General features: G+C 63.4%; 17 protein-coding genes and 3 pseudogenes. 15 read left to right on the top strand and 5 right to left on the bottom strand.

From position 1 onward, the window contains the following. A pseudogene (locus tag A7A09_RS20900) lies at nucleotides 1-633 on the top strand (hypothetical protein); the annotation flags it as partial. Between the two features lie 428 nt (nucleotides 634-1,061). Here A7A09_RS20900 and bfr read toward each other — a convergent pair. Both bfr and A7A09_RS18640 read right to left on the bottom strand, forming a co-directional pair. Continuing rightward, entirely contained in the window at nucleotides 1,062-1,547 is a 486-nt protein-coding gene (gene bfr, locus A7A09_RS18635) for a bacterioferritin (protein ID WP_106692798.1), read from the bottom strand. Further along, nucleotides 1,495-1,788 (bottom strand): (2Fe-2S)-binding protein, encoded by a 294-nt coding sequence (locus A7A09_RS18640; protein ID WP_106692799.1) that lies wholly within the window; start codon nucleotides 1,786-1,788, stop codon nucleotides 1,495-1,497. The genes bfr and A7A09_RS18640 overlap by 53 nt, the downstream gene beginning before the upstream one ends. A gap of 147 nt (nucleotides 1,789-1,935) precedes the next feature. Between A7A09_RS18640 and queA the strand changes: the two genes are divergently transcribed. The 3 genes from queA (at nucleotide 1,936) to lpdA (ending at nucleotide 5,851) form a co-directional block, all read left to right on the top strand. Beyond that, nucleotides 1,936-2,982 (top strand): tRNA preQ1(34) S-adenosylmethionine ribosyltransferase-isomerase QueA, encoded by a 1,047-nt coding sequence (gene queA, locus A7A09_RS18645; RefSeq protein WP_106692874.1) that lies wholly within the window; start codon nucleotides 1,936-1,938, stop codon nucleotides 2,980-2,982. Between the two features lie 92 nt (nucleotides 2,983-3,074). After that, nucleotides 3,075-4,379, top strand: coding sequence for an MFS transporter (locus tag A7A09_RS18650; RefSeq protein ID WP_106692800.1), 1,305 nt, complete (start codon nucleotides 3,075-3,077; stop codon nucleotides 4,377-4,379). A gap of 80 nt (nucleotides 4,380-4,459) precedes the next feature. Continuing rightward, the gene (gene lpdA, locus A7A09_RS18655; RefSeq protein WP_106692801.1) at nucleotides 4,460-5,851 is read left to right on the top strand and encodes a dihydrolipoyl dehydrogenase; all 1,392 of its coding nucleotides are present in this window, start codon (nucleotides 4,460-4,462) and stop codon (nucleotides 5,849-5,851) included. Between the two features lie 202 nt (nucleotides 5,852-6,053). On the opposite strand, the gene A7A09_RS18660 is transcribed toward lpdA, so the two are convergent. The 3 genes from A7A09_RS18660 to A7A09_RS22200 all read right to left on the bottom strand — a co-directional run bounded on the left by A7A09_RS18660 (nucleotide 6,054) and on the right by A7A09_RS22200 (nucleotide 7,865). Next, the gene (locus tag A7A09_RS18660; protein WP_106692802.1) at nucleotides 6,054-6,800 is read right to left on the bottom strand and encodes a Bax inhibitor-1/YccA family protein; all 747 of its coding nucleotides are present in this window, start codon (nucleotides 6,798-6,800) and stop codon (nucleotides 6,054-6,056) included. Nucleotides 6,801-6,897: 97 nt separating this feature from the next. Beyond that, nucleotides 6,898-7,407, bottom strand: a complete 510-nt coding sequence (locus A7A09_RS22195; RefSeq protein ID WP_366466318.1) for a zinc-binding dehydrogenase — start codon at nucleotides 7,405-7,407, stop codon at nucleotides 6,898-6,900. Further along, entirely contained in the window at nucleotides 7,404-7,865 is a 462-nt protein-coding gene (locus A7A09_RS22200; protein WP_366466320.1) for an alcohol dehydrogenase catalytic domain-containing protein, read from the bottom strand. Before A7A09_RS22200 ends, A7A09_RS22195 begins: the two co-directional genes overlap by 4 nt. A 178-nt stretch (nucleotides 7,866-8,043) precedes the next feature. On the opposite strand from A7A09_RS22200, the gene A7A09_RS18670 reads away from it, so the two are divergent. The 11 genes and pseudogenes from A7A09_RS18670 (at nucleotide 8,044) to A7A09_RS18720 (ending at nucleotide 21,228) form a co-directional block, all read left to right on the top strand. Next, a complete protein-coding gene (locus A7A09_RS18670) occupies nucleotides 8,044-8,400 on the top strand; it encodes a helix-turn-helix domain-containing protein (RefSeq protein ID WP_106692803.1) in 357 nt (118 codons plus the stop codon). Between the two features lie 107 nt (nucleotides 8,401-8,507). Beyond that, the gene (gene hisN / locus A7A09_RS18675; protein WP_245999467.1) at nucleotides 8,508-9,293 is read left to right on the top strand and encodes a histidinol-phosphatase; all 786 of its coding nucleotides are present in this window, start codon (nucleotides 8,508-8,510) and stop codon (nucleotides 9,291-9,293) included. Nucleotides 9,294-9,347: 54 nt separating this feature from the next. Continuing rightward, nucleotides 9,348-10,760, top strand: coding sequence for a magnesium transporter (mgtE, locus tag A7A09_RS18680; RefSeq protein ID WP_436277810.1), 1,413 nt, complete (start codon nucleotides 9,348-9,350; stop codon nucleotides 10,758-10,760). After that, nucleotides 10,757-11,317 carry a 5-formyltetrahydrofolate cyclo-ligase gene (locus tag A7A09_RS18685; protein ID WP_106692805.1) on the top strand — a complete coding sequence of 187 codons (561 nt, stop codon included), beginning with the start codon at nucleotides 10,757-10,759 and terminating at the stop codon, nucleotides 11,315-11,317. The genes mgtE and A7A09_RS18685 overlap by 4 nt, the downstream gene beginning before the upstream one ends. A gap of 465 nt (nucleotides 11,318-11,782) precedes the next feature. Next, nucleotides 11,783-15,429: pseudogene (locus A7A09_RS18690) on the top strand (vitamin B12-dependent ribonucleotide reductase). Between the two features lie 270 nt (nucleotides 15,430-15,699). After that, a pseudogene (gene fabF / locus A7A09_RS18695) lies at nucleotides 15,700-16,961 on the top strand (beta-ketoacyl-ACP synthase II). After that, nucleotides 16,961-18,142, top strand: coding sequence for an endolytic transglycosylase MltG (mltG, locus tag A7A09_RS18700; protein ID WP_211341186.1), 1,182 nt, complete (start codon nucleotides 16,961-16,963; stop codon nucleotides 18,140-18,142). The pseudogene fabF and the gene mltG overlap by 1 nt, the downstream one beginning before the upstream one ends. 136 nt (nucleotides 18,143-18,278) lie before the next feature. Next, nucleotides 18,279-18,716: a hypothetical protein gene (locus A7A09_RS18705; RefSeq protein WP_106692807.1), complete on the top strand. Its 438-nt coding sequence runs from the start codon at nucleotides 18,279-18,281 to the stop codon at nucleotides 18,714-18,716. Between the two features lie 193 nt (nucleotides 18,717-18,909). Then, nucleotides 18,910-19,674, top strand: a complete 765-nt coding sequence (locus A7A09_RS18710) for a sulfite exporter TauE/SafE family protein (protein WP_106692808.1) — start codon at nucleotides 18,910-18,912, stop codon at nucleotides 19,672-19,674. A gap of 4 nt (nucleotides 19,675-19,678) precedes the next feature. Continuing rightward, nucleotides 19,679-20,815 (top strand): succinyl-diaminopimelate desuccinylase, encoded by a 1,137-nt coding sequence (gene dapE, locus A7A09_RS18715; protein ID WP_106692809.1) that lies wholly within the window; start codon nucleotides 19,679-19,681, stop codon nucleotides 20,813-20,815. Further along, nucleotides 20,812-21,228: a GNAT family N-acetyltransferase gene (locus tag A7A09_RS18720; RefSeq protein WP_106692810.1), complete on the top strand. Its 417-nt coding sequence runs from the start codon at nucleotides 20,812-20,814 to the stop codon at nucleotides 21,226-21,228. Before dapE ends, A7A09_RS18720 begins: the two co-directional genes overlap by 4 nt. Nucleotides 21,229-21,259: the final 31 nt, after the last annotated feature.

Consider the following 21,259-nt stretch of genomic DNA (forward strand, 5'->3'; position numbering starts at 1 on the left):
GAGCTTGTCGACAGTGTTGGTGAAACGCTGGAATCCGTTACCGACCTGGCCGGCGATCTGCTTGGGGAAGGCGGCGTGGTGTTGGAGCTTGTCGACAATGTCGGTGAAACGCTGGAAACGATCACCGACCCGGTTGTCGAAACCGCCTCCACTGTTCTGACCGGTGTTACCGATGCCGTTCTGGGTGATGACGGCGTGGTGGACGGGGTTGTCGAAACGGTGGGCGATACGGTCGAAACGGTTTCCGACACCGTGGTGGATATCGCAGATGGTCTCCTTGGCCAGGGCGGGCTTCTCGGGGGGCTGACCAGCACGCTGGGTGCGCTTGCCGGGGGGCCTTCAGATGATGATGCCAACGAGGCGCCGGTCGATGCCGTCGAGACCGCTTCCACGGCCTTGACCGGCGCAGCGGAGACTGTGGCGGATAACCTGCAAACCGATGTCATGACAGAGGCCGGTAGCAGCGAAGGCCCGGATATCTTCGCCGCGATCGGTCAGACCCTGGAAGCGGGCGAGGGGCTGCTTGGCGGTCTTCTACCCAATATCACATTCATCGGGCAGCCGGAGACGAATGACGATTCCGGGCCTCACGCGGATGACGCAAACGGCTCTCTGCTGCACGGTCTGATCTAGGCGGTTTCCGAATGATGCGACCCATCGGGCCGGTTCACCGTTTCCCGGACGATGTCATCGATCGATCCAAATGACGGTTTCTGGCGGAGTGCCGGGGGCTTTCGCCATGTACCGTGCAACTGAATTGTCGTTGGCACGCCGCATGGCCGAGCCCGGCCCCGGCATCACGGTTCCGCTCTCCTGACTGATTGCGGTCTCGTTACCCTCCTGTCCCGGGGGCATCGTGCTTTCCTGGCCCGCGGCGGTTGGCAATTACATGAATGGTCAGGCCGCGCTCAAGGCCGCGCATGCGCGCGAAGCGGTGCTGGCCGGGCGGAAAGGCTGCCGCTTCGCATCGTAGCGATTGCCGGGATCCGGCGGAAACAGCGGGTGCGCCACATGCTGAAGCGCACCCAGCATCCGCCCGGTCGGTCGGTCGGGGCTGCGTCCTATTCCGCCTCGTCGGCGGGTTTCGCGTTGAGCAGACCGTATTTCTCGGCGCCTATCGTGCCGTGAAGCTCGATCTGGGTTTCGAGGAAGTCGATATGGCCTTCCTCATCGGCGATCAGATCCTCGAAGAGCTGCTTGCTGACGTAATCACCGACCTTTTCGCAATGATCCCGCGCCTCGATATAGAGGGTGCGCGCGTCATGCTCCCCCGCCAGGTCCGATTCGAGCGTTTCCTTGAGGTTCTGACCGATCCTGAGCGGATCCAGCTTTTGCAGATTCGGATGGCCTTCGAGAAAGATGATTCGCTGGATCAGCCGGTCGGCGTGATGCATTTCCTCGATCGATTCGGCCCGCGACTTGTCCGCGATCCGTCCGTAACCCCAGTCTTCTTGCAGGCGATAATGCAGCCAGTACTGGCTGACAGCCGTCAATTCAGACCGCAGTGCGGCGTTGAGATATTCGATGACCTTCTTGTCGCCCTTCATTTCGGGAGCCCTCCATGCTGCCTGTTCTTGCCCGCAAAATCGGCGGGGCTACACCCAGACTATCGCAGTGGCGCATGGTGTCCAGAAACAGCGGCATGCAACTGCCGCAATCTGCACGTTTACCGAGGGCGTGATAGACCTTGCCCGGCGTGATGATCGTCTGCGGATCGGCGGCACGCATCCAGTCGACCGCGGCGTGGATGTCGTGATCCGAGATTTGCATGCAGTGGCAGACGATCATGGGCAAGCTCCTGTCCGGCAACTCCTACCAAAATTGTCGGCCATGTAAAGACCAAGTTTTTCACTTTGGCTTTATGGCGATGGAATCTCCCGTGATTTGATCGACGTCAACTTGACCGGAGAGGTGGGCCAGCGCAAAAGCGCTGCCATGAAACTCTCCGATTTCGATTTCGACCTGCCCGAGCATCTGATCGCGACCCGTCCCGCGCGGCCGCGCAGTTCCGCGCGCCTGCTGCTGGCCGAAGGGCAGGGGATCGTGGACCGGCATGTCTACGATCTGCCACAGATCCTGCGTCCCGGCGATCTTCTGGTGCTGAACGACACCAAGGTGATCCCGGCGCGGCTGACCGGAACCCGGACAAGGCAAACCGGGCAGGGCGAAGCGGTGGCGAAGATAGAGGTGACGCTGCTTGAACCCGCTGCGGATGGCTGGCAGGCGCTGGCCAAACCGCTGCGCAAGCTGCGCGAGGGCGAGGTGATCCGTTTCGGCGAGGCGCTGTCCGCCGAGGTCGCCGCGATCACGGATGGCGGCCTGCGGTTGCGCTTCGATGCCGAGGGTGACGCGTTCGACGCGGCGCTGGCGCAGGTCGGGGCGATGCCGCTGCCGCCCTATATCGCTTCGCTGCGTGCGCCCGACGAACAGGACCGCAAGGATTACCAGACCGTATGGGCCGCCAGGCAGGGCGCCGTCGCCGCCCCGACCGCCAGCCTGCATTTCGACACCCCCTTGTTGGAGGCGCTGGAGGCGCGCGGCGTTGAATTCGTCCATGTCACCCTGCATGTCGGCGCGGGAACCTTCCTGCCGGTCAAGGTCGAGAACGTCGCCACCCACAGGATGCATGCCGAATGGGGCGAGGTGAGCGAAGAGGCCGCCACCCGGATCAACGCTGCGAAGGAGCAGGGGCGCCGGGTCATCCCGGTCGGCACCACGGCGCTGCGGCTGATCGAATCGGCGGCGACGGAAGAGGCGCGGATTCAGCCTTTTGCCGGTACGACCGAGATCTTCATCTATCCCGGCTATCACTTCCGGGTGAGTGACGGGCTGATGACCAATTTCCACTTGCCGAAATCGACCCTGCTCATGCTGGTTTCGGCGCTTATGGGAATGGATAAAATCCAACGCATTTATGCACATGCCGTCGCGGAAGAGTATCGATTCTTCAGTTATGGAGACGCGTCGCTTCTGTTACCCTGAGATCCTATCGGCACTGGAAAGCATCAGTGATCGGGTTTAGGGCAGAACGCTTGACCAAATCTGGTGCAAGAGGACGAAGGACGGGTTTCGATATGAGTTCGGTGATGCGCAGCACATGGCCGCTGTTGCTTGGCGTTCTGTTGCTGATGGTCGGCAACGGGATGCATGGGACGCTGCTGGGTATCCGCGGCGGGATCGAACATATCGCGACCTTCCAGATGTCGGTCGTCATGGCCGGCTATTACGGCGGCTTCCTGCTGGGCAGCCTGACGGTGCCGGGCATCATCCAGAATGTCGGTCATGTCCGCGTCTTCGCGGCGCTCGGCTCGATGATCTCGGCGATCCTGGTGCTGTTCGCCATCGGGCCGAACTGGATTTCCTGGACCATCCTGCGTTTCCTGATCGGTTTCTGCTTTTGCGGCGTCTATGTGACGGCGGAAAGCTGGCTGAACGAGGCCTCGACCAACGAGAACCGCGGCAAGACGCTGGCCGCCTATATGGTCGTGCAGCTTCTGGGCATCGTTTCGGCACAGGCCCTGTTGAATGTCGGCGATCCGGCGGGGTTCCTGCTATTCGCCATCCCCTCGGTGCTGGTCTCGCTGGCCTTCACGCCGATCCTCCTGTCGGCCCGTCCCGCACCGTCATTCGAAACGATCAAGCGGATGTCCTTCCGCCAGCTTTACCTGGCCTCGCCCCTTGGCTGCGTGGGCATCTTCCTGATGGGCGGCGTGTTCGCGGCGCTGTCGGGAATGTCCTCGGTCTGGGGGGCCGAGATCGGGCTGTCCGTGGCCGAGATCTCGTTCTTCGTGGCGGCGATCTATACCGGGGGGCTGGTGCTGCAATACCCGCTTGGCTGGGTGTCGGACCGCATCGACCGGCGCAAGCTGGTGCTGATGTTGGCAGCGATCGGGGCGCTGACGACATTGATCGTGGTGGTGGCGCAACCGGGCTCGCTCGGGCTGGCGCTTGCCGGTGCTGTGCTGGGCGGCGTGTCGCATCCGATCTATGCGATGCTGCTGGCCTATACCAATGATTACCTGGACCAGTCGGACATGGCCGCCGCCTCGGCGGGGCTGCTGTTCATCTATGGCGTCGGCTCGCTTGGCGGTCCGCTGATCACCGGTTGGCTGATGGGTGTGATCGGCCCGGATGGATACTGGATCTATATGGGCGCATTGCTGGCATCGGTGACGCTTTACGCTGGCTGGCGGATGACGCGCCGCCCCGCATTGTCTCCGGAGGAACAGGGCAGCTATGCCGCCATCGGGACCAATGTCACCGCACTGGCGCTTGAGACCGCGCTGGACGAGGCGCAGGCCGACGACATCCCTCCGACCGAAGAGGAGAGGGATGAGGACCGCCCCGACGATGACGAAAAGGCATCGCCGACCGGCTGAGCGCGGGTTGTCGCCCCGGTGCTTGCTGACCTCCGAATAATGGTTTAACGCTGAACTATCTTCAGCAATCGGGGGACCGGATGGCTCAGAATTTCGATATGGTGGTGGTCGGCGCAGGACCGGGCGGTTATGTGGCGGCGATCCGGGGGGCGCAGCTTGGCCTGAAAGTGGCCTGTGTCGAGCGCGAACATCTGGGCGGCATCTGTCTCAACTGGGGCTGTATTCCCACCAAGGCGCTGTTGCGCAGCGCAGAGGTGTTCCACCTGATGGAGCGGGCCAAGGATTTCGGCCTTTCCGCCGACAAGGTGGGTTTTGACCTGGACAAGGTGGTCGACCGCTCCCGCGGGGTGGCCAAGCAATTGTCGGGCGGCATCGGCCATCTGTTCAAGAAGAACAAGGTCACCGTCATCATGGGCGAGGCCAAGCTGACCGGAAAGGGCAAGCTGAGCGTCAAGACCGACAAGGGAACCGAAGAGGTCACCGCGAAATCCATCGTGCTGGCCACCGGCGCGCGGGCGCGGGAATTGCCGGGGCTGGAACCGGACGGCAAGCTGGTCTGGAACTACAAGCACGCGCTGAAACCGCCGCATATGCCCAAGAAGCTGCTGGTGATCGGATCGGGCGCGATCGGCATCGAATTCGCCAGTTTCTTCAACACGCTCGGTGCCGATACCACGGTGGTCGAGGTGATGGACCGGGTGCTGCCCGTCGAGGATGCCGAGATCAGCGCCTTTGCCAAGAAGCAATTCGTCAAGCAGGGCATGAAGATCATGGAGAAGGCGACGGTCAAGAAGCTGGATCGCGCCGGTTCCAAGGTGACCGCCCATGTCGAGACCGGCGGCAAGACCGAGAAGATGGAATTCGACACGGTGATCTCGGCCGTCGGCATCGTCGGCAATGTCGAGGGGCTGGGGCTGGAAGAGATGGGCGTCAAGATCGACCGCACCCATGTCGTGACCGATGAATATTGCCACACCGGGGTCGAGGGGCTTTACGCCATAGGCGATCTCGCCGGGGCGCCCTGGCTGGCGCATAAGGCCAGCCACGAGGGTGTCATGGTGGCCGAGCTGATCGCGGGCCAGCATCCGCATCCGGTCAAGCCGAACTCGATCGCGGGCTGCACCTATTGCCAGCCGCAGGTCGCCAGCGTCGGCTTTACTGAGGCGCAGGCCAAGGAGCAGGGATACGAGATCAAGGTCGGCCGTTTCCCCTTTATCGGCAATGGCAAGGCGATTGCCCTGGGCGAACCCGAGGGGATGATCAAGACCGTGTTCGATGCCAAGACCGGTGAATTGCTGGGCGCGCATATGGTTGGCGCCGAGGTGACCGAACTGATCCAGGGCTATGTCGTGGGCCGCACGCTGGAAACGACAGAGGCCGAGCTGATGGAGACGGTCTTCCCGCATCCGACCCTGTCCGAGATGATGCATGAGGCGGTTCTGGACGCCTATGGACGGGCGATCCATTTCTGATTGCGCTTTGGGCGTGACGGAACTGGTTGGGGGGCTTTGCGCCCCCCATCGTCGTTTTCACGACGATCCCCCCGCAGGATATTGATCTGAAGAAGAAGCCGCGATGTGACGCAAGCCGGGCAGGTCCTTTCTTTCCGGGCGCACCAAAATGAAAGGCCGGGCGAATGCCCGGCCTTTGCCGATTTCGTCGGATGGGCTGCGATTACTCGCGGTTGCCCAGGAACGAGAGCAGGAACATGAACAGGTTCAGGAAGTCCAGGTATAGCTGCAAGGCCCCCATGATCGCGGTCTTGCCCAGGAATTCGCTGTCCGACCCGGCCAGTTGCAGATAGGTATTCTTGATCTTCTGCGTGTCATAGGCGGTCAGACCGGCAAAGATCAGCACCCCGAGGAGCGAGATCGCGAATTGCAGGCCGCTGGACTGGAGGAAGATGTTCACGATCGAGGCGACGATCAGGCCGATCACGCCCATGATCAGGAAGCTGCCCCAGCCCGAGATGTCCTTCTTGGTGGTATAGCCCCACAGCGACAGGCCGGCGAATGCGATGGCCGTCACGAGGAAGGTCTGCACGATCGAGAAGGCCGTGTAGACGAGGAAGATCGAGCTGATCGACAGGCCGATCAGGGCGGCGAAGCCGTAGAAGACCATGGTGGCTCCCTGAACCGACAGGCGGTTCAGCGCGGCGCCGAAGCCGAAGACGACCAGCAGCGGGGCGAACATGATCACCCATTTCAGCGGCGACATGTAGATCGCCGAACCAAGCGCGGTCAGTTGACCGCTGGCATCGACGGCGAGCGTGCTGATACCCCAGGCAAAGACGGCGGTCACAAGCATTCCGACCGACATCAGCCCATATACACGGTTCATATAGGCCCGCAGCCCTTCATCGATCACCGCCGAGCGGGTGCCGACGCCCTGCGCGGTACGGTAAGAGTTGTATTCTGCCATCAATGTCTCCCCTGTAGGAATGGCGTTGCTGTCATGGCCATTATATTGGCGAGAACCCGCAATGTTTCAACTGTCGTTAAGGTCAAATACGCGTGGATCAGAGGGAAATGAGGATCTTTCCGACCGCGCGGCGGCTGCGCAGCATTTCATAGCCCTCGGCAAGGCGCGACAGGGGCAGGGGAGAACTAGCCTCCGGGTTGAGCCTGCCGCTCTCGAACATGCGGAACAGGTCCGACAGGCTGTTGCGGAGGGCGGCGGGCTCCAATTGGTCATAGCCGCCCCAGTAAAGCCCGTGAATGGCGATATTCTTGACCAATGCGTGGTTGAGGGGCAGTTCGGGCCTGCGGCCAGCCGCGAAACCGATGACCAGAAATCGCCCGCCCCGGCGCAGCGCGCCGAATGCCGCCGCGCCCGGCGCGCCGCCCACCGGGTCATATACCACGTCCACCCCACCCAGATCACGCAATGCCGCCTTGAGATCGGGGCAATCGGCGCTGTCAATCACCTCTTCGGCGCCAGCCTCGCGAATGGTCCGCAACTTTTCGGCACCGCGGGCGATTCCGATCACGCGGGCGCCCAGGGCCCGCCCGATCTCGACCGCCGTCAACCCGACGCCGCCCGCCGCGCCAAGAACGGCAAGGGTCTCTCCGGGCCGCAGACCGCGCGCAGGGTGAGTGCAAGGTGACTGGTGCCATAGGCGATCTGGAAGCCCGCCGCCTGCTCGAAGCTCATCCGGTCGGGGATCTTCAGGCAGCTTCCCTGCGGGACCTCGATCACCTGCACCATCGTGCCGGGATGGCGGACCGCTACCCGGTCGCCGCGCGCGAATCCGCTACCCGGCACTGTCTCCAATACCTCGCCGGCACCTTCGAGGCCGGGGATGAATGGCGGCTCCTCCCGTTCCTGGTATTCGCCTCTCGCCTTCAGCAGGTCGGCGAAATTCAGGGCCGCGCAGCGCATGCGCAGCAGCAGGCCAGCCCCGGAATACGGGGGGGCGGGCGATTCGACCACGACGGGATCCTCGCCATATGCGTTCACTTTTGCGAGCCTGATTCTGTCTGGCATTGAACATTCATCTAAAAGGTGAAATTATCCCGCCGGTTTGTAACAGTTTCTCCGGTTTCCACCACCCTTTGAACTTTGTCTGTATTTTTACTCTGGGTTTGGTATGCTTGCGGTGTTGTCACCCGCTGATTGTGAGGCGGAGATAGGTTCAATTTATAATTGTGTAACGAGGTTTGGTATGAAGCACAGTGTGGATGTACATGTCGGGAAGCGGATTCGCCATCGTCGCTGGATGATCGGCGTGACTCAGCAACAGCTTGCCGACAAGGTCGGGATCAAGTTTCAGCAGATCCAGAAATACGAGACCGGGATGAACCGGGTTTCGGCATCGCGCCTGTGGGATATTGCTCATGCTCTTGATGTCCCGGTGAATTTCTTTTTCGAAGGCCTGCATGAACAGGCCATGGGCGAGATCGAGGGGGATATCCTCGCCGACAAGGAGGCCCTGCAATTGGTGCGGGCATATTATGCCATCCCCGAAACGCAACGCCGCCAGATCTTCGAACTCGCGCGTGTCCTGTCGAATGTCGCCTGACATGTGACGCCGACGCGCGGCCTGCTGCGCCGCGCGCGGCCATGGGGGCTGGAAGCTCGCGGCGGTCGGCGCTAGACCTGTCCCTGGCGGACAGGATGGGGGCGGCCATGCGAGACGCGCAGGATATCATCGACACGGCGCATGAGATGGCGGATGCCGCCCGGCGGGCAATTCTGCCGCTGTTTCGCGATGTCTCGCTTGCCACCGACAACAAGCGGCCCGCGGATTTCGACCCGGTGACCGAGGCCGATCGCGCCGCCGAAATGGCGATGCGGGAGGTCCTGGCGCGCCGCCGCCCAAAGGACGCGATCTTCGGCGAGGAATATGGCCGCCAGGAAGGCAGCAGCGGGCTGACCTGGATTCTCGATCCCATCGACGGGACGCGCGCCTTCATCTGCGGCGCCCCGAGCTGGGGTGTGCTGATCGGGCTTGGGGACGGGCAGGGGATACGCTACGGCCTGATCGATCAGCCCTATATCGGCGAGCGTTTCGAAGGTGGGCTCGGCCTGTCCCGGCTGACCGGCCCGATGGGGCAAAGGCCACTGGCAGTGCGAAATGGCGTGGCGCTGGAACAGGCGGTGCTGATGACGACCTTTCCCGAACTTGGCACCGAGGCCGAGGCGGCGGCGTTCCGGCGCGTGGCGGCAAAGGTCCGGTTGACCCGCTACGGGCTGGATTGCTACGCCTATGCCTTGCTGGCCCTGGGGCAGGTGGACCTGGTGATCGAGGCCGGGCTGCAATCCTATGACATCGCCGGACCGCTGGCGGTGATCGAGGCCGCCGGCGGCATCGTGACCGATTGGCAGGGCGGTTCCGCGGCGCAGGGTGGACAGGTCGTCGCCGCGGCCACCGAGCTTCTGCACCGGCAGGCGCTTGATCTGTTGAACGCCTGACCGGCGCGGTCTATTCAGCCCAGATAACCAGTATCGCAGGACAGGAGATCCCGGATGAGTGACGACGAGCGCCCCGAGGCCGAGGATCAGATTGCCGAGATGCCGCCGGAGCGCGAGGAGGACGAGTTCCTGCCGCGGCGTGAATTGCTGGAACAGATCGACACGGCGATCGAGGCCGGGGATGCGGCCCGGCTGAATGAACTTCTCGAACCGATGCATGCCGCCGATATCGCCGACATCATCGAGCGGCTCGACGCTTCCGGACGGCGGGATTTCCTGGCGCTCTATTCCGGCGAGATCGATGGCGAGATCCTTTCGGAGATCGACGAATCGATCCGCGAAGAGGTGCTCGAACAGCTTCCGCCCGAGGTGCTGGCCGAAGCCGTCCGCGAGATGGACAGCGATGATGTCGTCGACCTGGTCGAGGACCTGGACGAGCCCGAGCGCGCCGAGATCCTTGCCGCGCTGGATGATTCCGACCGCGCGGCGGTCCAGCAATCGCTGACCTATCCCGAATATTCGGCCGGCCGGCTGATGCAGTCCGAGGTCGTGACGGCGCCCGAGCACTGGACCGTGGGCGACATGATCGATTTCCTGCGGGCCGAGGAATGGCTGCCCGAGCAGTTCTATCACGTCATCCTCGTCGATCCGCGCCGTCATCCGGTCGGCTATGTCCAGCTTGGGCGGATGCTGGCATCGCGCCGCGATGTCACCCTGAACGAGCTGTCCGAGGAAAGCTTCCGCACCATCAGCGCCTATGCCGACGAGGGCGATGTCGCCTATGCCTTCAACCAGTATCACCTGATCTCCGCCCCGGTCGTGGACAAGGATGACCGGCTGGTGGGGGTGATCACCATCGACGACGCCATGTCGGTCCTGGACGAGGAGCATGAAGAGGACATCCTGCGCCTCGCCGGGGTCGGCGAGGAATCGGCGATCACCGACACGGTGATCGAGACCCTGCGCCAGCGCCTGCCATGGCTGATGGTGAACCTGGTGACCGCGATCGTCGCCTCGCTGGTGATCGCGGTTTTCGAGACGACGATCCAGCAGATCGTGGCGCTGGCGGTGCTGATGCCCATCGTAGCCTCGATGGGCGGCAATGCCGGAACGCAGACCCTGACTGTCGCGGTCAGGGCGCTTGCGACCAAGAGCCTGACCGGCGGCAATGTCTGGCGTGTCGTCAAGCGGGAAGCAGCGGTAGGCGTGCTGAACGGGCTGGCATTCGCCGTTGTCATGGGGGTGGTCGCGTGGATCTGGTTCGACGGCATGTCGCTCGCCGCCGTGATCGGGATCGCGATGATCATCAACCTGGCCATCGCCGCGCTCGCCGGAATTCTGATCCCGCTGACACTGGAGAAGCTGGGGGCCGATCCGGCGCTGGCATCGGGCACTTTCGTGACCACGGTGACCGATGTCGTCGGCTTCTTCGCCTTTCTCGGCCTTGCCTCGGCGGTACTGCTATGAGCGCCGCCGAGAAATCCGCCCTGCGTCAGCAGGCGCTGGCAGCACGGGAAAGGCAGGGGGGCGATCAGGCCGGGATTACCCGGCATCTGGGGGCGGCGCTGGAACCCCATGCCGGAAAGATCCTCTCGGGTTACTGGCCGATGCGGGGGGAGGCCGATCCGATTCCCGCCATGCGGGCGCATTCCGGCCCGCTCTGCCTGCCCGTCGTGACCGGCAAGGCGGTGGCGCTGGTCTTTCGGGCATGGGACGGCGATTCCCTGGAGCCGGGTCCCTTCGGAACCTCGCATCCGCCCGAATCATCGTCGGTGCTATCCCCCCAGATATTGATCGTGCCGCTGGCGGCTTTCGACCGGGCGGGGAATCGCATCGGCTATGGCGGGGGATATTATGACAGAACGCTGGAATTGCTGCGCGGACAGGGGCCTGTGACCGCCATCGGGCTGGCCTTCGCAAGCCAGGAACTGCCCTCGATCCCGGCGGAAGGTTTCGATCAGCCGCTGGATCTGATCGTGACATGCCGCGAAATCATCCGCCCGGTGTCCCCAACGCCTCGATAATCGGTCATTGTGGCTTAACTGCACCAGCTGTGCACAGCTTGTGGATGAGCCAGGGATAACCCTGTGGAAGAAGGCTGAACTTCCATGCGTTTCTTTCTGTATTCATTGTTATAAATTTACATATGGCCGCATTTCCGGTGTTTTCGGGTTCCGGATTGTGTGCGAATCCCGCCAAACGGGTTCACGCGGATGTCAACGGCAATCTGTCCCCAGATTCTCAAAAAAATAAGTTGAAACGATGACAATAACGCGTCACTTTGTGTGATGTGGCCATGGCGGCACAAGATGTGGTGGGGCGACCCGGAAACAGCATCGCGGCCAGGCCCGGAATTTGGTTCATCTCGATTTGGCGGCGATCTGCCTGCCGGGCCCGGTTGTGCGACCGGGTGGCGGCGTCGGCTTGCCTGTCGTGACAGGGCGCAGTTCCGGACGAGGGACAGTAACAAGGCACCAGAGGGGCAGGACATGAAGATCGAACGGCGCTTTACCACCGAAAAGAGTGGCGCATATGGCGAGATCGAATTCACCACCACGGTCAGCGAGATCCGCAATCCGGACGGCAAGATCGTCTTCCGCAATGACAGCGTCGAGATCCCCAAGGGCTGGAGCCAGGTCGCAAGCGACGTGATCGCCCAGAAATATTTCCGCAAGGCCGGCGTTCCCGCAGCGCTGAAGCGGGTAAAGGAAAAGGGCGTGCCCGAATTCCTGTGGCGCAGCGTGGCCGACGAAAAGGCGCTGGAGGGCCTGCCCGAAGAGGCGCGCTATACCGGCGAGACCAGCGCCCGGCAGGTCTTTGACCGGCTGGCGGGTGCCTGGGCCTATTGGGGCTGGAAGGGCGGCTATTTCACCGATGAATCGGATGCCCGCGCCTATTACGACGAGATGCGCCACATGCTGGCCCGGCAGATGGCCGCGCCGAATTCCCCGCAATGGTTCAATACCGGGCTGCACTGGGCTTACGGCATCGACGGGCCGTCGCAGGGGCATTTCTATGTCGATTACAGGACCGGCAAGCTGGTCAAATCCGACAGCGCCTATGAGCATCCGCAGCCGCATGCCTGTTTCATCCAATCCGTCGCCGACGACCTGGTGAATGACGGCGGCATCATGGATTTGTGGGTGCGCGAGGCGCGGCTGTTCAAATACGGCTCGGGCACCGGCACCAATTTCAGCTCGCTGCGCGGCGAGGGAGAGAACCTCTCGGGCGGCGGCAAATCCAGCGGGCTGATGGGTTTCCTCAAGATCGGCGACCGCGCGGCGGGGGCGATCAAGTCGGGCGGCACCACGCGCCGTGCGGCCAAGATGGTGATCTGCGACATGGATCACCCTGATATCGAGCAGTTCATCAACTGGAAGGTGATCGAGGAACAGAAGGTCGCCAGCCTCGTCGCCGGCTCCAAGGCGCATGAGGCGAAGCTGAACGAGATCTTCGCCGCCATCGGCGAATGGGACGGCAGCATCGAGGACGCGACCGACCCCGCGAAGAACGACGCCCTGAAATCCGCGATCCGCGGCGCCAAGAAGGTGATGATCCCGGAAACCTATATCAACCGCGTGCTGCAATATGCGCGGCAGGGCTTCGACAGCATCGAATTCCCGACCTATGACACCGATTGGGATTCCGAGCCTATGTCAGTGTCTCGGGCCAGAACTCGAACAACTCGGTGCGGGTGACGGATGCCTTCCTGCAGGCGGTGCGCGATGACGCCCCCTGGGAATTGCTGCGCCGCACGGATGGCAAGACCGCCAAGACCATATCCGCCCGCGAGCTGTGGGACCAGGTCGGCCATGCCGCATGGGCCTGCGCCGATCCGGGCATCCAGTTCCACGACACGGTGAACGCCTGGCATACCTGCCCTGCGGACGGCCCGATCCGGGGCAGCAACCCGTGCAGCGAATACATGTTCCTCGACGATACCGCCTGCAACCTGGCGTCGATGAACCTGCTGAAATTCTACCACGACGGCCGTTTCGACGCCGATGCCTATGTCCATGCCACCCGGCTGTGGACCGTGACGCTGGAAATCAGCGTGCTGATGGCGCAGTTCCCCTCGAAGGAGATCGCGCAGCGGTCCTATGATTACCGCACGCTCGGGCTTGGCTATGCCAATATCGGCGGCCTGGTGATGAATATGGGCCTTGGCTATGACAGCGACGAGGGCCGGGCGCTTTGCGGTGCGCTGACCGCGATCATGACCGGCGTAGGCTATGCCACCTCGGCCGAGATGGCCTCGGAACTGGGCACATTCCCCGGCTACAAGCGCAATGCCGAGCACATGCTGCGGGTGATCCGCAACCACCGCGCCGCGGCCTTCGGCACCGACGCCTATCACGGGGTCAACGTCAAGCCGGTCGCGCTCGACGCCGACAACTGCCCCGATCAGCGGTTGGTCGCCGTTGCCCGCGAGGCCTGGGACGAGGCGCTGACCCTGGGCGAGGATCACGGTTTCCGCAACGCGCAGGCCACGGTGATCGCGCCGACCGGCACCATCGGACTGGTCATGGATTGCGACACGACCGGGATCGAGCCCGATTTCGCCCTGGTCAAGTTCAAGAAACTGGCCGGTGGCGGTTATTTCAAGATCATCAACCAGTCGGTTCCGGCGGCGCTGGAAATGCTGGGTTATCCCTCTTCGCAGATCGAGGAGATCATCGCCTATGCGGTCGGTCACGGCTCGCTTGGCAATTGCCCCGGCATCAACCACACCGCGCTGACCGGCCACGGTTTCGGCCCGCGCGAAATCGAGAAACTCGAGGCCGCGCTGGCCACTGCATTCGATATCCGCTTCGTCTTCAACCAGTGGACGCTCGGCGAGGAATTCTGCCGCGAAACCCTTGGCATCCCCGCCGACAAGCTGAACGATCCGACCTTCGACCTGCTGCGCCATCTGGGCTTTACCCGTGCGCAGATCGAGGCCGCCAATGACCATGTCTGCGGCACCATGACGCTGGAGGGCGCGCCCTTCCTGAAGGACGAGCATCTGTCGGTCTTCGATTGCGCCAATGCCTGCGGCAAGAAGGGCAAGCGTTACCTCTCGGTCGATAGCCATATCCGGATGATGGCGGCGGCGCAGAGCTTCATCTCGGGCGCGATCAGCAAGACGATCAACATGCCCAACACCGCCACGATTGCCGACGCGCTGGCCGCCTATGAGCTGTCATGGTCGCTCGGCATCAAGGCCAATGCGCTTTACCGCGACGGCTCCAAACTGTCGCAACCGCTGGCCTCGGCGCTGGTCGAGGATGACGAGGAGGCCGAAGAGGTGCTGGCCAATGGCAGCGCGCAGGAAAAGGCCACGGTCATCGCCGAGAAGATCGTCGAGAGGATCATCGTCAAGGAGGCCGTGCGCAGCCATCGAGAGAAACTGCCGCAGCGCCGCAAGGGCTACACCCAGAAGGCCATCGTCGGCGGGCACAAGGTCTATCTGCGCACCGGCGAATATGACGACGGCGCCCTGGGCGAGATCTTCATCGACATGCACAAGGAAGGCGCGGGCTTCCGGGCGATGATGAACAATTTCGCCATCGCGGTCTCGGTCGGCCTGCAATATGGCGTGCCGCTGGAAGAGTTCGTGGACGCCTTCACCTTCACGCGCTTCGAACCGGCAGGCATGGTGCAGGGCAATGACAGCATCAAGAACGCGACCTCGATCCTCGATTACGTGTTCCGGGAACTGGCAGTCTCCTATCTCGACCGCACGGATCTGGCGCATGTGAAACCCGAGGGCGCGAGCTTCGACGATCTCGGCGGCGGCGAGGGCGAGGGCAAGAGCAATGTCGCCCCGGTCAGCGACCAGGGCGAGCTGAAATCCCTGACCATGCTGAAACAGATCAGCAGCGCGGGCTACCTGCGCAAGCGCCTGCCGCAAGAGCTGATGGTGCTGCAGGGCGGGGCCTCGCCCCGGGCGGTCGCCAGCGGCATGACCGAGACCGCGGCATCGTATCAAGTAGCTCCGGTCGCGATTGCGACGAGTGAACCCGACCCCCGCACCAAGGCCCGGATGCAGGGATACGAGGGCGATCCCTGTGGCGAATGCGGCAATTACACGCTGGTGCGCAACGGCACCTGCATGAAGTGCAACACCTGCGGCGGCACCAGCGGGTGTAGTTGATGAAAGGACGGGGCCGGGAGACCGGCCCCTTTCAGTTAAGTCAGGCGAAGGTTGCGGGTTCCACGGTTGCCCGCGCGCCTATCGAAGCAGCCAGCCGCCCGGCAAGAGGCGCAGCCTGACAACAGCCCCCGCGCCGCTGAAACCCGGTGCGGGGGCATTTCCTTGTGCCATGGGCGATAGAAGCGCGCGGGTTTCGCCCAAGCGGCGTTGCGCGCTTCATCACCCGCGTGTATCAGGTCCGGAACGAGGATTTGCTTGAAGGATACGCGCATGCGCAGGGTTGTTGTCACCGGTCTGGGGATGGTCACGCCGCTCGCCTCGGGCGCGAGGCGACATGGGAGCGGCTTTTGGCCGGCAAGTCGGGGGCGGGGCCGATCACGCGCTTCGATCCCAAGGATGTCGTGACGCAATATGCCTGCGAGATCCCCTTTGGCGACGGCAGCGACGGCAGCTTCAATCCCGATGACTGGATGGCGCCCAAGGATCGCCGCAAGGTCGATGACTTCATCCTTTACGGCATGGCCGCTGCCGAACAGGCGGTGAAGGATGCCGGATGGGAGCCCGAGGGTGAAGAGGAACGGCTGCGCACCGGCGTGATGATCGGCTCGGGAATCGGCGGGCTGACCTCGATCGCCGAGACGGCGGTGCTGATCAAGGAGCGTGGGCCGAAGCGGGTCTCGCCCTTCTTCATCCCCGGTGCGCTGATCAACCTGATATCGGGTCAGGTCTCGATCCGCTATGGTTTCAAGGGGCCCAACCATGCGGTGGTCACGGCCTGTTCGACCGGGGCGCACGCGATCGGCGACGCCTCGCGGTTGATCATGCTGGGCGACGCCGATGTGATGGTCGCCGGCGGGGCCGAGGCGCCGATCAGCGAGATCGGAATCGCCGGCTTCAACGCCTGCAAAGCGCTCTCGACCAAGCGTGCCGATGATCCGCAGGCCGCCAGCCGCCCCTATGACGAGGATCGCGACGGTTTCGTGATGGGTGAGGGCGCGGGCGTCGTGGTGCTGGAGGAATATGAACACGCCAAGGCGCGCGGCGCGAAAATCTATGCCGAGGTGATCGGTTACGGCCTGTCGGGCGACGCCTATCACATCACCGCACCGGCCGAGGATGGCGATGGCGGCTACCGGGCGATGCAGAACGCGCTACGCTCTGCCGGGATCGGGCCGGAACAGATCGACTATATCAACGCGCATGGCACCTCGACCATGGCCGACACGATTGAACTCGGCGCGGTCGAGCGGCTGATGGGGGAAAGCGCGAAAGATGCCGTGATGTCCTCGACCAAGTCGAGCATCGGTCATCTGCTGGGTGCGGCGGGCGCGGTCGAGGCGATCTTCTGCGTGCTGGCGATCCGCGACCAGATCTGCCCGCCGACGATCAACCTGGACAACCCGGCCGTCCAGCCGAAGCTGGATCTTGCCGCCAATGCCGCCGTTCGCCGCAAAGTGAACGTGGCCTTGTCGAATTCCTTCGGATTCGGCGGTACCAATGCCAGTCTCGTGCTGCGAAAGGTTGATGGATGATCTGGCGCAATATCGCCTCGAATTTCTTCACGCTGCTGGTCGTGTTGCTGATCGCCGCTGCCGGGGCGGTGGCCTGGGCCAAGCAGCAATTCACCGGGCCGGGCCCAAGCGAGATCGCGCAATGCGTGCAGGTCGCGCCCGGCGCCAGCCTGAACGCGGTCAGCAAGCAACTGGCCGAGCAGGGGGCGATATCGAACGCTTACATCTTCCGTGCAGGTGCCGATTACATGGACGAGGCGCGCAACCTGCGGTTCGGCAGCTACCTGATGCCTCCTCGTGCCAGCATGGAGGATATCGTGGGCGTGATCACCAAGGGCGGGCCTTCGACCTGCGGGACCGAGGTGATCCTGCGCATCGGGGTGCGCGAAAACACGCTGCTGCTGCGCGACATCAATCCCGAGACCGGCACCTACGAGGAGCGCGCACGCTATAATCCGGCGGTCGAGGACGCGCCCGAGGCGATTGCCGCGGCCGAGGAAAAGAAAGACGCCCGGCTGCGCCTGACCATGGCCGAGGGGGTGACGAGCTGGCAGGTGGTCGAAGGACTGAAAGCCGCCGATTTCCTGACCGGCGAGATTAGTGAGCTGCCCGAGGAAGGCAGCCTCGCCCCCGATACCTACGAGGTCGAGAAGGGCGAGGATCGCGGGACCATCCTGACCCGGATGGCCGAACGGCAGGCGGCGATCCTGGCCGAGGAATGGGAGGCGCGGCCCTTCGGTCTGCCCTACGAGACCCCGGAGGAGGCGCTGATCATGGCCTCTATCGTCGAGAAGGAGACCGGGATCGCCGGTGAGCGGCCACAGGTGGCCAGCGTCTTCGTCAACCGGCTGGAGCAGGGCATGCGGCTGGAGACCGACCCGACGGTGATCTATGGCATCACCGATGGGCAGGGGGTTCTGGATCGCGGGCTGCGCCGGTCGGAGCTGAACGAGACCACGCCCTACAACACCTATCGCATCGACGGTCTGCCGCCGACGCCGATCGCCAATCCGGGCCGTGCGGCGATCCGGGCGGCGTTGAACCCGGCACAGACGGATTACCTGTTCTTCGTGGCCGACGGCTCTGGCGGGCATGCCTTCGCACGGACGCTGGACGAGCATAACGCCAATGTCGCCCGCTGGCGCGAGATCGAGCGACAAAGGGGCGAGGCGGCGGACAGTCCGGTGCAGGACGGCGGCTGAGACCGGCCCAGGACCTCGCCATCCGGTTGATCCATATTTGACAAAGCCCGCCTCTCGCAGCAGGCTGAAATCCGAGGGGCGGGCTTTGTCATGGGCGTCTGTCACGCCGGGCCTTTGCTCCGCAGGGAGAAGCGCAATGAAATTGTCCGACATGTTTTCCAGCCTGGCCGAGAATGCCCGCAGTTTCGAGGAACGGGTCAGCGAGTGGCAGGAGCAGATGAATGCCCAGGGCGATGACATGATGGCCAGCGCCCGCAAGTGGCAGGAAGCCGCCATGCAGCGCCAGGAAGAGCTGAACAAGCAGATGCAGGGCTATTTCGAGGAAGCGGGCGAGAATGTGCGCGCGCAATGGGAGACCATGCAGAGCGCTTGGGAAGAGCAGTTCCAGAGCATGCAGAAAAAGGGCGAGGAGATGCGGGCCTCGGCCATGCAAAGCGGCAATTTCGCCGATTGGGCAGAGGCCTATGCGGCGCAGATGGTGTCCTTCGCGCAGAAAATGCAGGATGAGGCCGCCAATGCCATCGCCGCCGCGACCGAGGCGCGTGGCAAGTCGGGGGGCAAGAAAAAGGGCTGAGCGCGGGTTCCGCTACGGCTGCGCCAAGGCGTCGCGATTTCGCGGCTCTCGCCTTGGCGCGTGTGCGGCGACGGCGATACCCGGTTCGAGCGGGGCTGTCATCTTCGCATGACCCGCACCCGGTGGAGCCGGGGTTGTTTTTCTTTGAACAGGGGCATTTCCAATCCCGCGCGTCCGGTCTAGCGTGCCGCCCATGTTCGGCATCGAGGCTTGGCAATTCTGGGGAGCAATCGCGATCACGGCCTTTGCGGGTTTCGTGAAAGGCGCGGTCGGCTTCGCCATGCCGATGATCATGCTCTCGGCCTTCGGCTCGATCCTGCCCGCCACCACGGCGCTGGCGGCGCTGATCCTGCCCACCTTGCTGACCAATATCCAGCAGGCATTCCGGCAGGGTCCGCAAGAGGCCTGGGGATCGATCTGGCGCTTCCGGTTGCATATCTCGATGGTGGTGATCTTCATCTGCGTGTCGGCGGGCTTTGCGCGGGCTCTTCCGCAGCCGGTAATGTATATCCTGCTGGGGGTGCCGATCGTCGGTTTCGCATTGTGGCAACTGGCGGGACGGTCGCTGGCATTGCCCCTGCATCACCGCCGCCGGGCAGAGGCCGTCACCGGAATCGTCGGCGGCCTATATGGCGGCATCTCGGGTATCTGGGGACCGCCACTGATCGTCTACCTGCTGTCCGTCGGGGTGGAAAAGCGCGAGCAGGTGCGGGTGCAGGGCGTGGTGTTCCTGTTGGGGGCAATCGTGCTGACGGCGGCACATCTGACCTCGGGGATACTGAATGCGCAGACCCTGCCGCTGTCGCTGGTCTTATGCGTTCCGGCTTTCGCGGGGATGATGGCCGGCTTTGCCTTGCAGGACCGGCTCGATGTGGTGCAGTTTCGGCGCTGGACATTGGTGCTTCTGGTTCTGACCGGGCTCAACCTTGTCCGCCGTGCATTTGAATTCTGGATCTGAACATATGACCGACGCCGCCGACCTGACCGCCCGATTGATTCGCTGCCCTTCCGTGACGCCCGAAGAGGGCGGGGCGCTGGTGCTGCTTGGCGACATGCTGAGCACTGCGGGGTTCGAAGTTCACCGGGTGGACCGGAACGGCACGCCGAACCTGTTCGCGCGATGGGGTGCGAAGGGTGCGAAGAGCTTCGGCTTCAACGGCCATACGGATGTGGTTCCGCCCGGAGATCTGGGCTCCTGGACGCATCCGCCCTTCAGCGGTCATGTCGAGGATGGGTTCATCTGGGGCAGGGGCGCCACCGACATGAAATCTGGCGTTGCAGCATTTACTGCCGCCGCCATCGATTTCGTCACCCGCACCCCGCCCGATGGTGCCGTGACCCTGACCATCACCGGCGACGAGGAGGGAGCATCGAAGGACGGCACCTGCGCGATCCTGGACTGGATGGCCGCGAATGGCGAGCGGATGGATGTCTGCATCGTCGGCGAGCCCAGCAATCCCGACCAGATGGGCGAGATGATGAAGATCGGCCGCCGTGGTTCGGTCACCTTCCACATCAAAGCGAGGGGCGTGCAGGGGCACGCAGCCTATCCGCATCGCGCGAAGAACCCGCTGCATGCGCTGACCCGCTACCTGGACGGGCTGATCTCCGAGCCGCTCGATCAGGGAACCGATCACTTCGACCCCACCGGCCTGCAGATCACCAGCATCGATTGCGGCAATCCCGCCTCGAATGTCATTCCCGAGACGGCAACGGCGGTGGTCAATATCCGCTTCAACGACCTGCATACGGGCGAGTCTCTGACCCGCGACCTGACCACCCGCGCCGAGGCGATCAGCGCCGAAACCGGCGTTGCGCTGACAATCGAGGCCGACATCTCGGGCGAAGCCTTCCTGACCGAGCCCGGCCCCTTTGTCGATCTGGTCCGGGATGTCGTGGCCGGGGAATGCGGGCGGCAGCCGGAATTATCGACCTCGGGCGGGACTTCGGATGCGCGCTTCGTCAAGGACCATTGCCCGGTGGTCGAGTTCGGCCTTGTCGGCCATTTCATGCATCAGGTCGATGAACGCGTGCCCGCCGCGCAGGTCGAACAGCTCAAGGGAATCTACCAGCGCATCCTGGAGAGGTATTTCGCATGAGGATCGAAGAGACCGGTGATATCGACGCCTGCCGCGCATTGCGCCGCGCCGTGTTCATCGAGGAACAGGGCATTGCCGAGGCCGATGAGTGGGACGATCTGGACGGGCAGGCGATTCATCTTCTGGCCTGGGAAGAGGGCGAGCCGGTCGGCACCGCGCGCATCCTGCAATCCGGCTCGACCGGCAAGATCGGGCGGGTCTGCGTGTTGGCCCAGGCACGCGGCACCGGGCTTGGCACCAAGCTGATCCGGGCGGCGGTGGACGTGCTGCGGGCGCGCCCCGGCGTGACCCATGCCAGGCTTGGCGCACAGGTGCATGCCATCGGGTTCTACGAGAAACTGGGTTTTACGGTGGCGGGCGAGGTTTACGATGACGCGGGCATCCCGCATCGTGACATGATACGCGAGCTTTGAACCCCTGTCGCTCCTTGCCCTTTCCCTGTTA

It is taken from the genome of Paracoccus methylarcula, from assembly GCF_003007735.2.
Lineage (GTDB): Bacteria > Pseudomonadota > Alphaproteobacteria > Rhodobacterales > Rhodobacteraceae > Paracoccus > Paracoccus methylarcula.

Bases quoted from the DNA above. Each gene is read 5' to 3' on its own strand.
- bfr (WP_106692798.1), bottom strand. From the start codon at position 1,547: ATGAAGGGCGACAAGAAGGTCATCGAATATCTCAACGCCGCACTGCGG.
- A7A09_RS18640 (WP_106692799.1), bottom strand. From the start codon at position 1,788: ATGATCGTCTGCCACTGCATGCAAATCTCGGATCACGACATCCACGCC.
- queA (WP_106692874.1), top strand. From the start codon at position 1,936: ATGAAACTCTCCGATTTCGATTTCGACCTGCCCGAGCATCTGATCGCG.
- A7A09_RS18650 (WP_106692800.1), top strand. From the start codon at position 3,075: ATGAGTTCGGTGATGCGCAGCACATGGCCGCTGTTGCTTGGCGTTCTG.
- lpdA (WP_106692801.1), top strand. From the start codon at position 4,460: ATGGCTCAGAATTTCGATATGGTGGTGGTCGGCGCAGGACCGGGCGGT.
- A7A09_RS18660 (WP_106692802.1), bottom strand. From the start codon at position 6,800: ATGGCAGAATACAACTCTTACCGTACCGCGCAGGGCGTCGGCACCCGC.
- A7A09_RS22200 (WP_366466320.1), bottom strand. From the start codon at position 7,865: ATGCCAGACAGAATCAGGCTCGCAAAAGTGAACGCATATGGCGAGGAT.
- A7A09_RS18670 (WP_106692803.1), top strand. From the start codon at position 8,044: ATGAAGCACAGTGTGGATGTACATGTCGGGAAGCGGATTCGCCATCGT.
- hisN (WP_245999467.1), top strand. From the start codon at position 8,508: ATGCGAGACGCGCAGGATATCATCGACACGGCGCATGAGATGGCGGAT.
- mgtE (WP_436277810.1), top strand. From the start codon at position 9,348: ATGAGTGACGACGAGCGCCCCGAGGCCGAGGATCAGATTGCCGAGATG.
- A7A09_RS18685 (WP_106692805.1), top strand. From the start codon at position 10,757: ATGAGCGCCGCCGAGAAATCCGCCCTGCGTCAGCAGGCGCTGGCAGCA.
- A7A09_RS18705 (WP_106692807.1), top strand. From the start codon at position 18,279: ATGAAATTGTCCGACATGTTTTCCAGCCTGGCCGAGAATGCCCGCAGT.
- A7A09_RS18710 (WP_106692808.1), top strand. From the start codon at position 18,910: ATGTTCGGCATCGAGGCTTGGCAATTCTGGGGAGCAATCGCGATCACG.
- dapE (WP_106692809.1), top strand. From the start codon at position 19,679: ATGACCGACGCCGCCGACCTGACCGCCCGATTGATTCGCTGCCCTTCC.
- A7A09_RS18720 (WP_106692810.1), top strand. From the start codon at position 20,812: ATGAGGATCGAAGAGACCGGTGATATCGACGCCTGCCGCGCATTGCGC.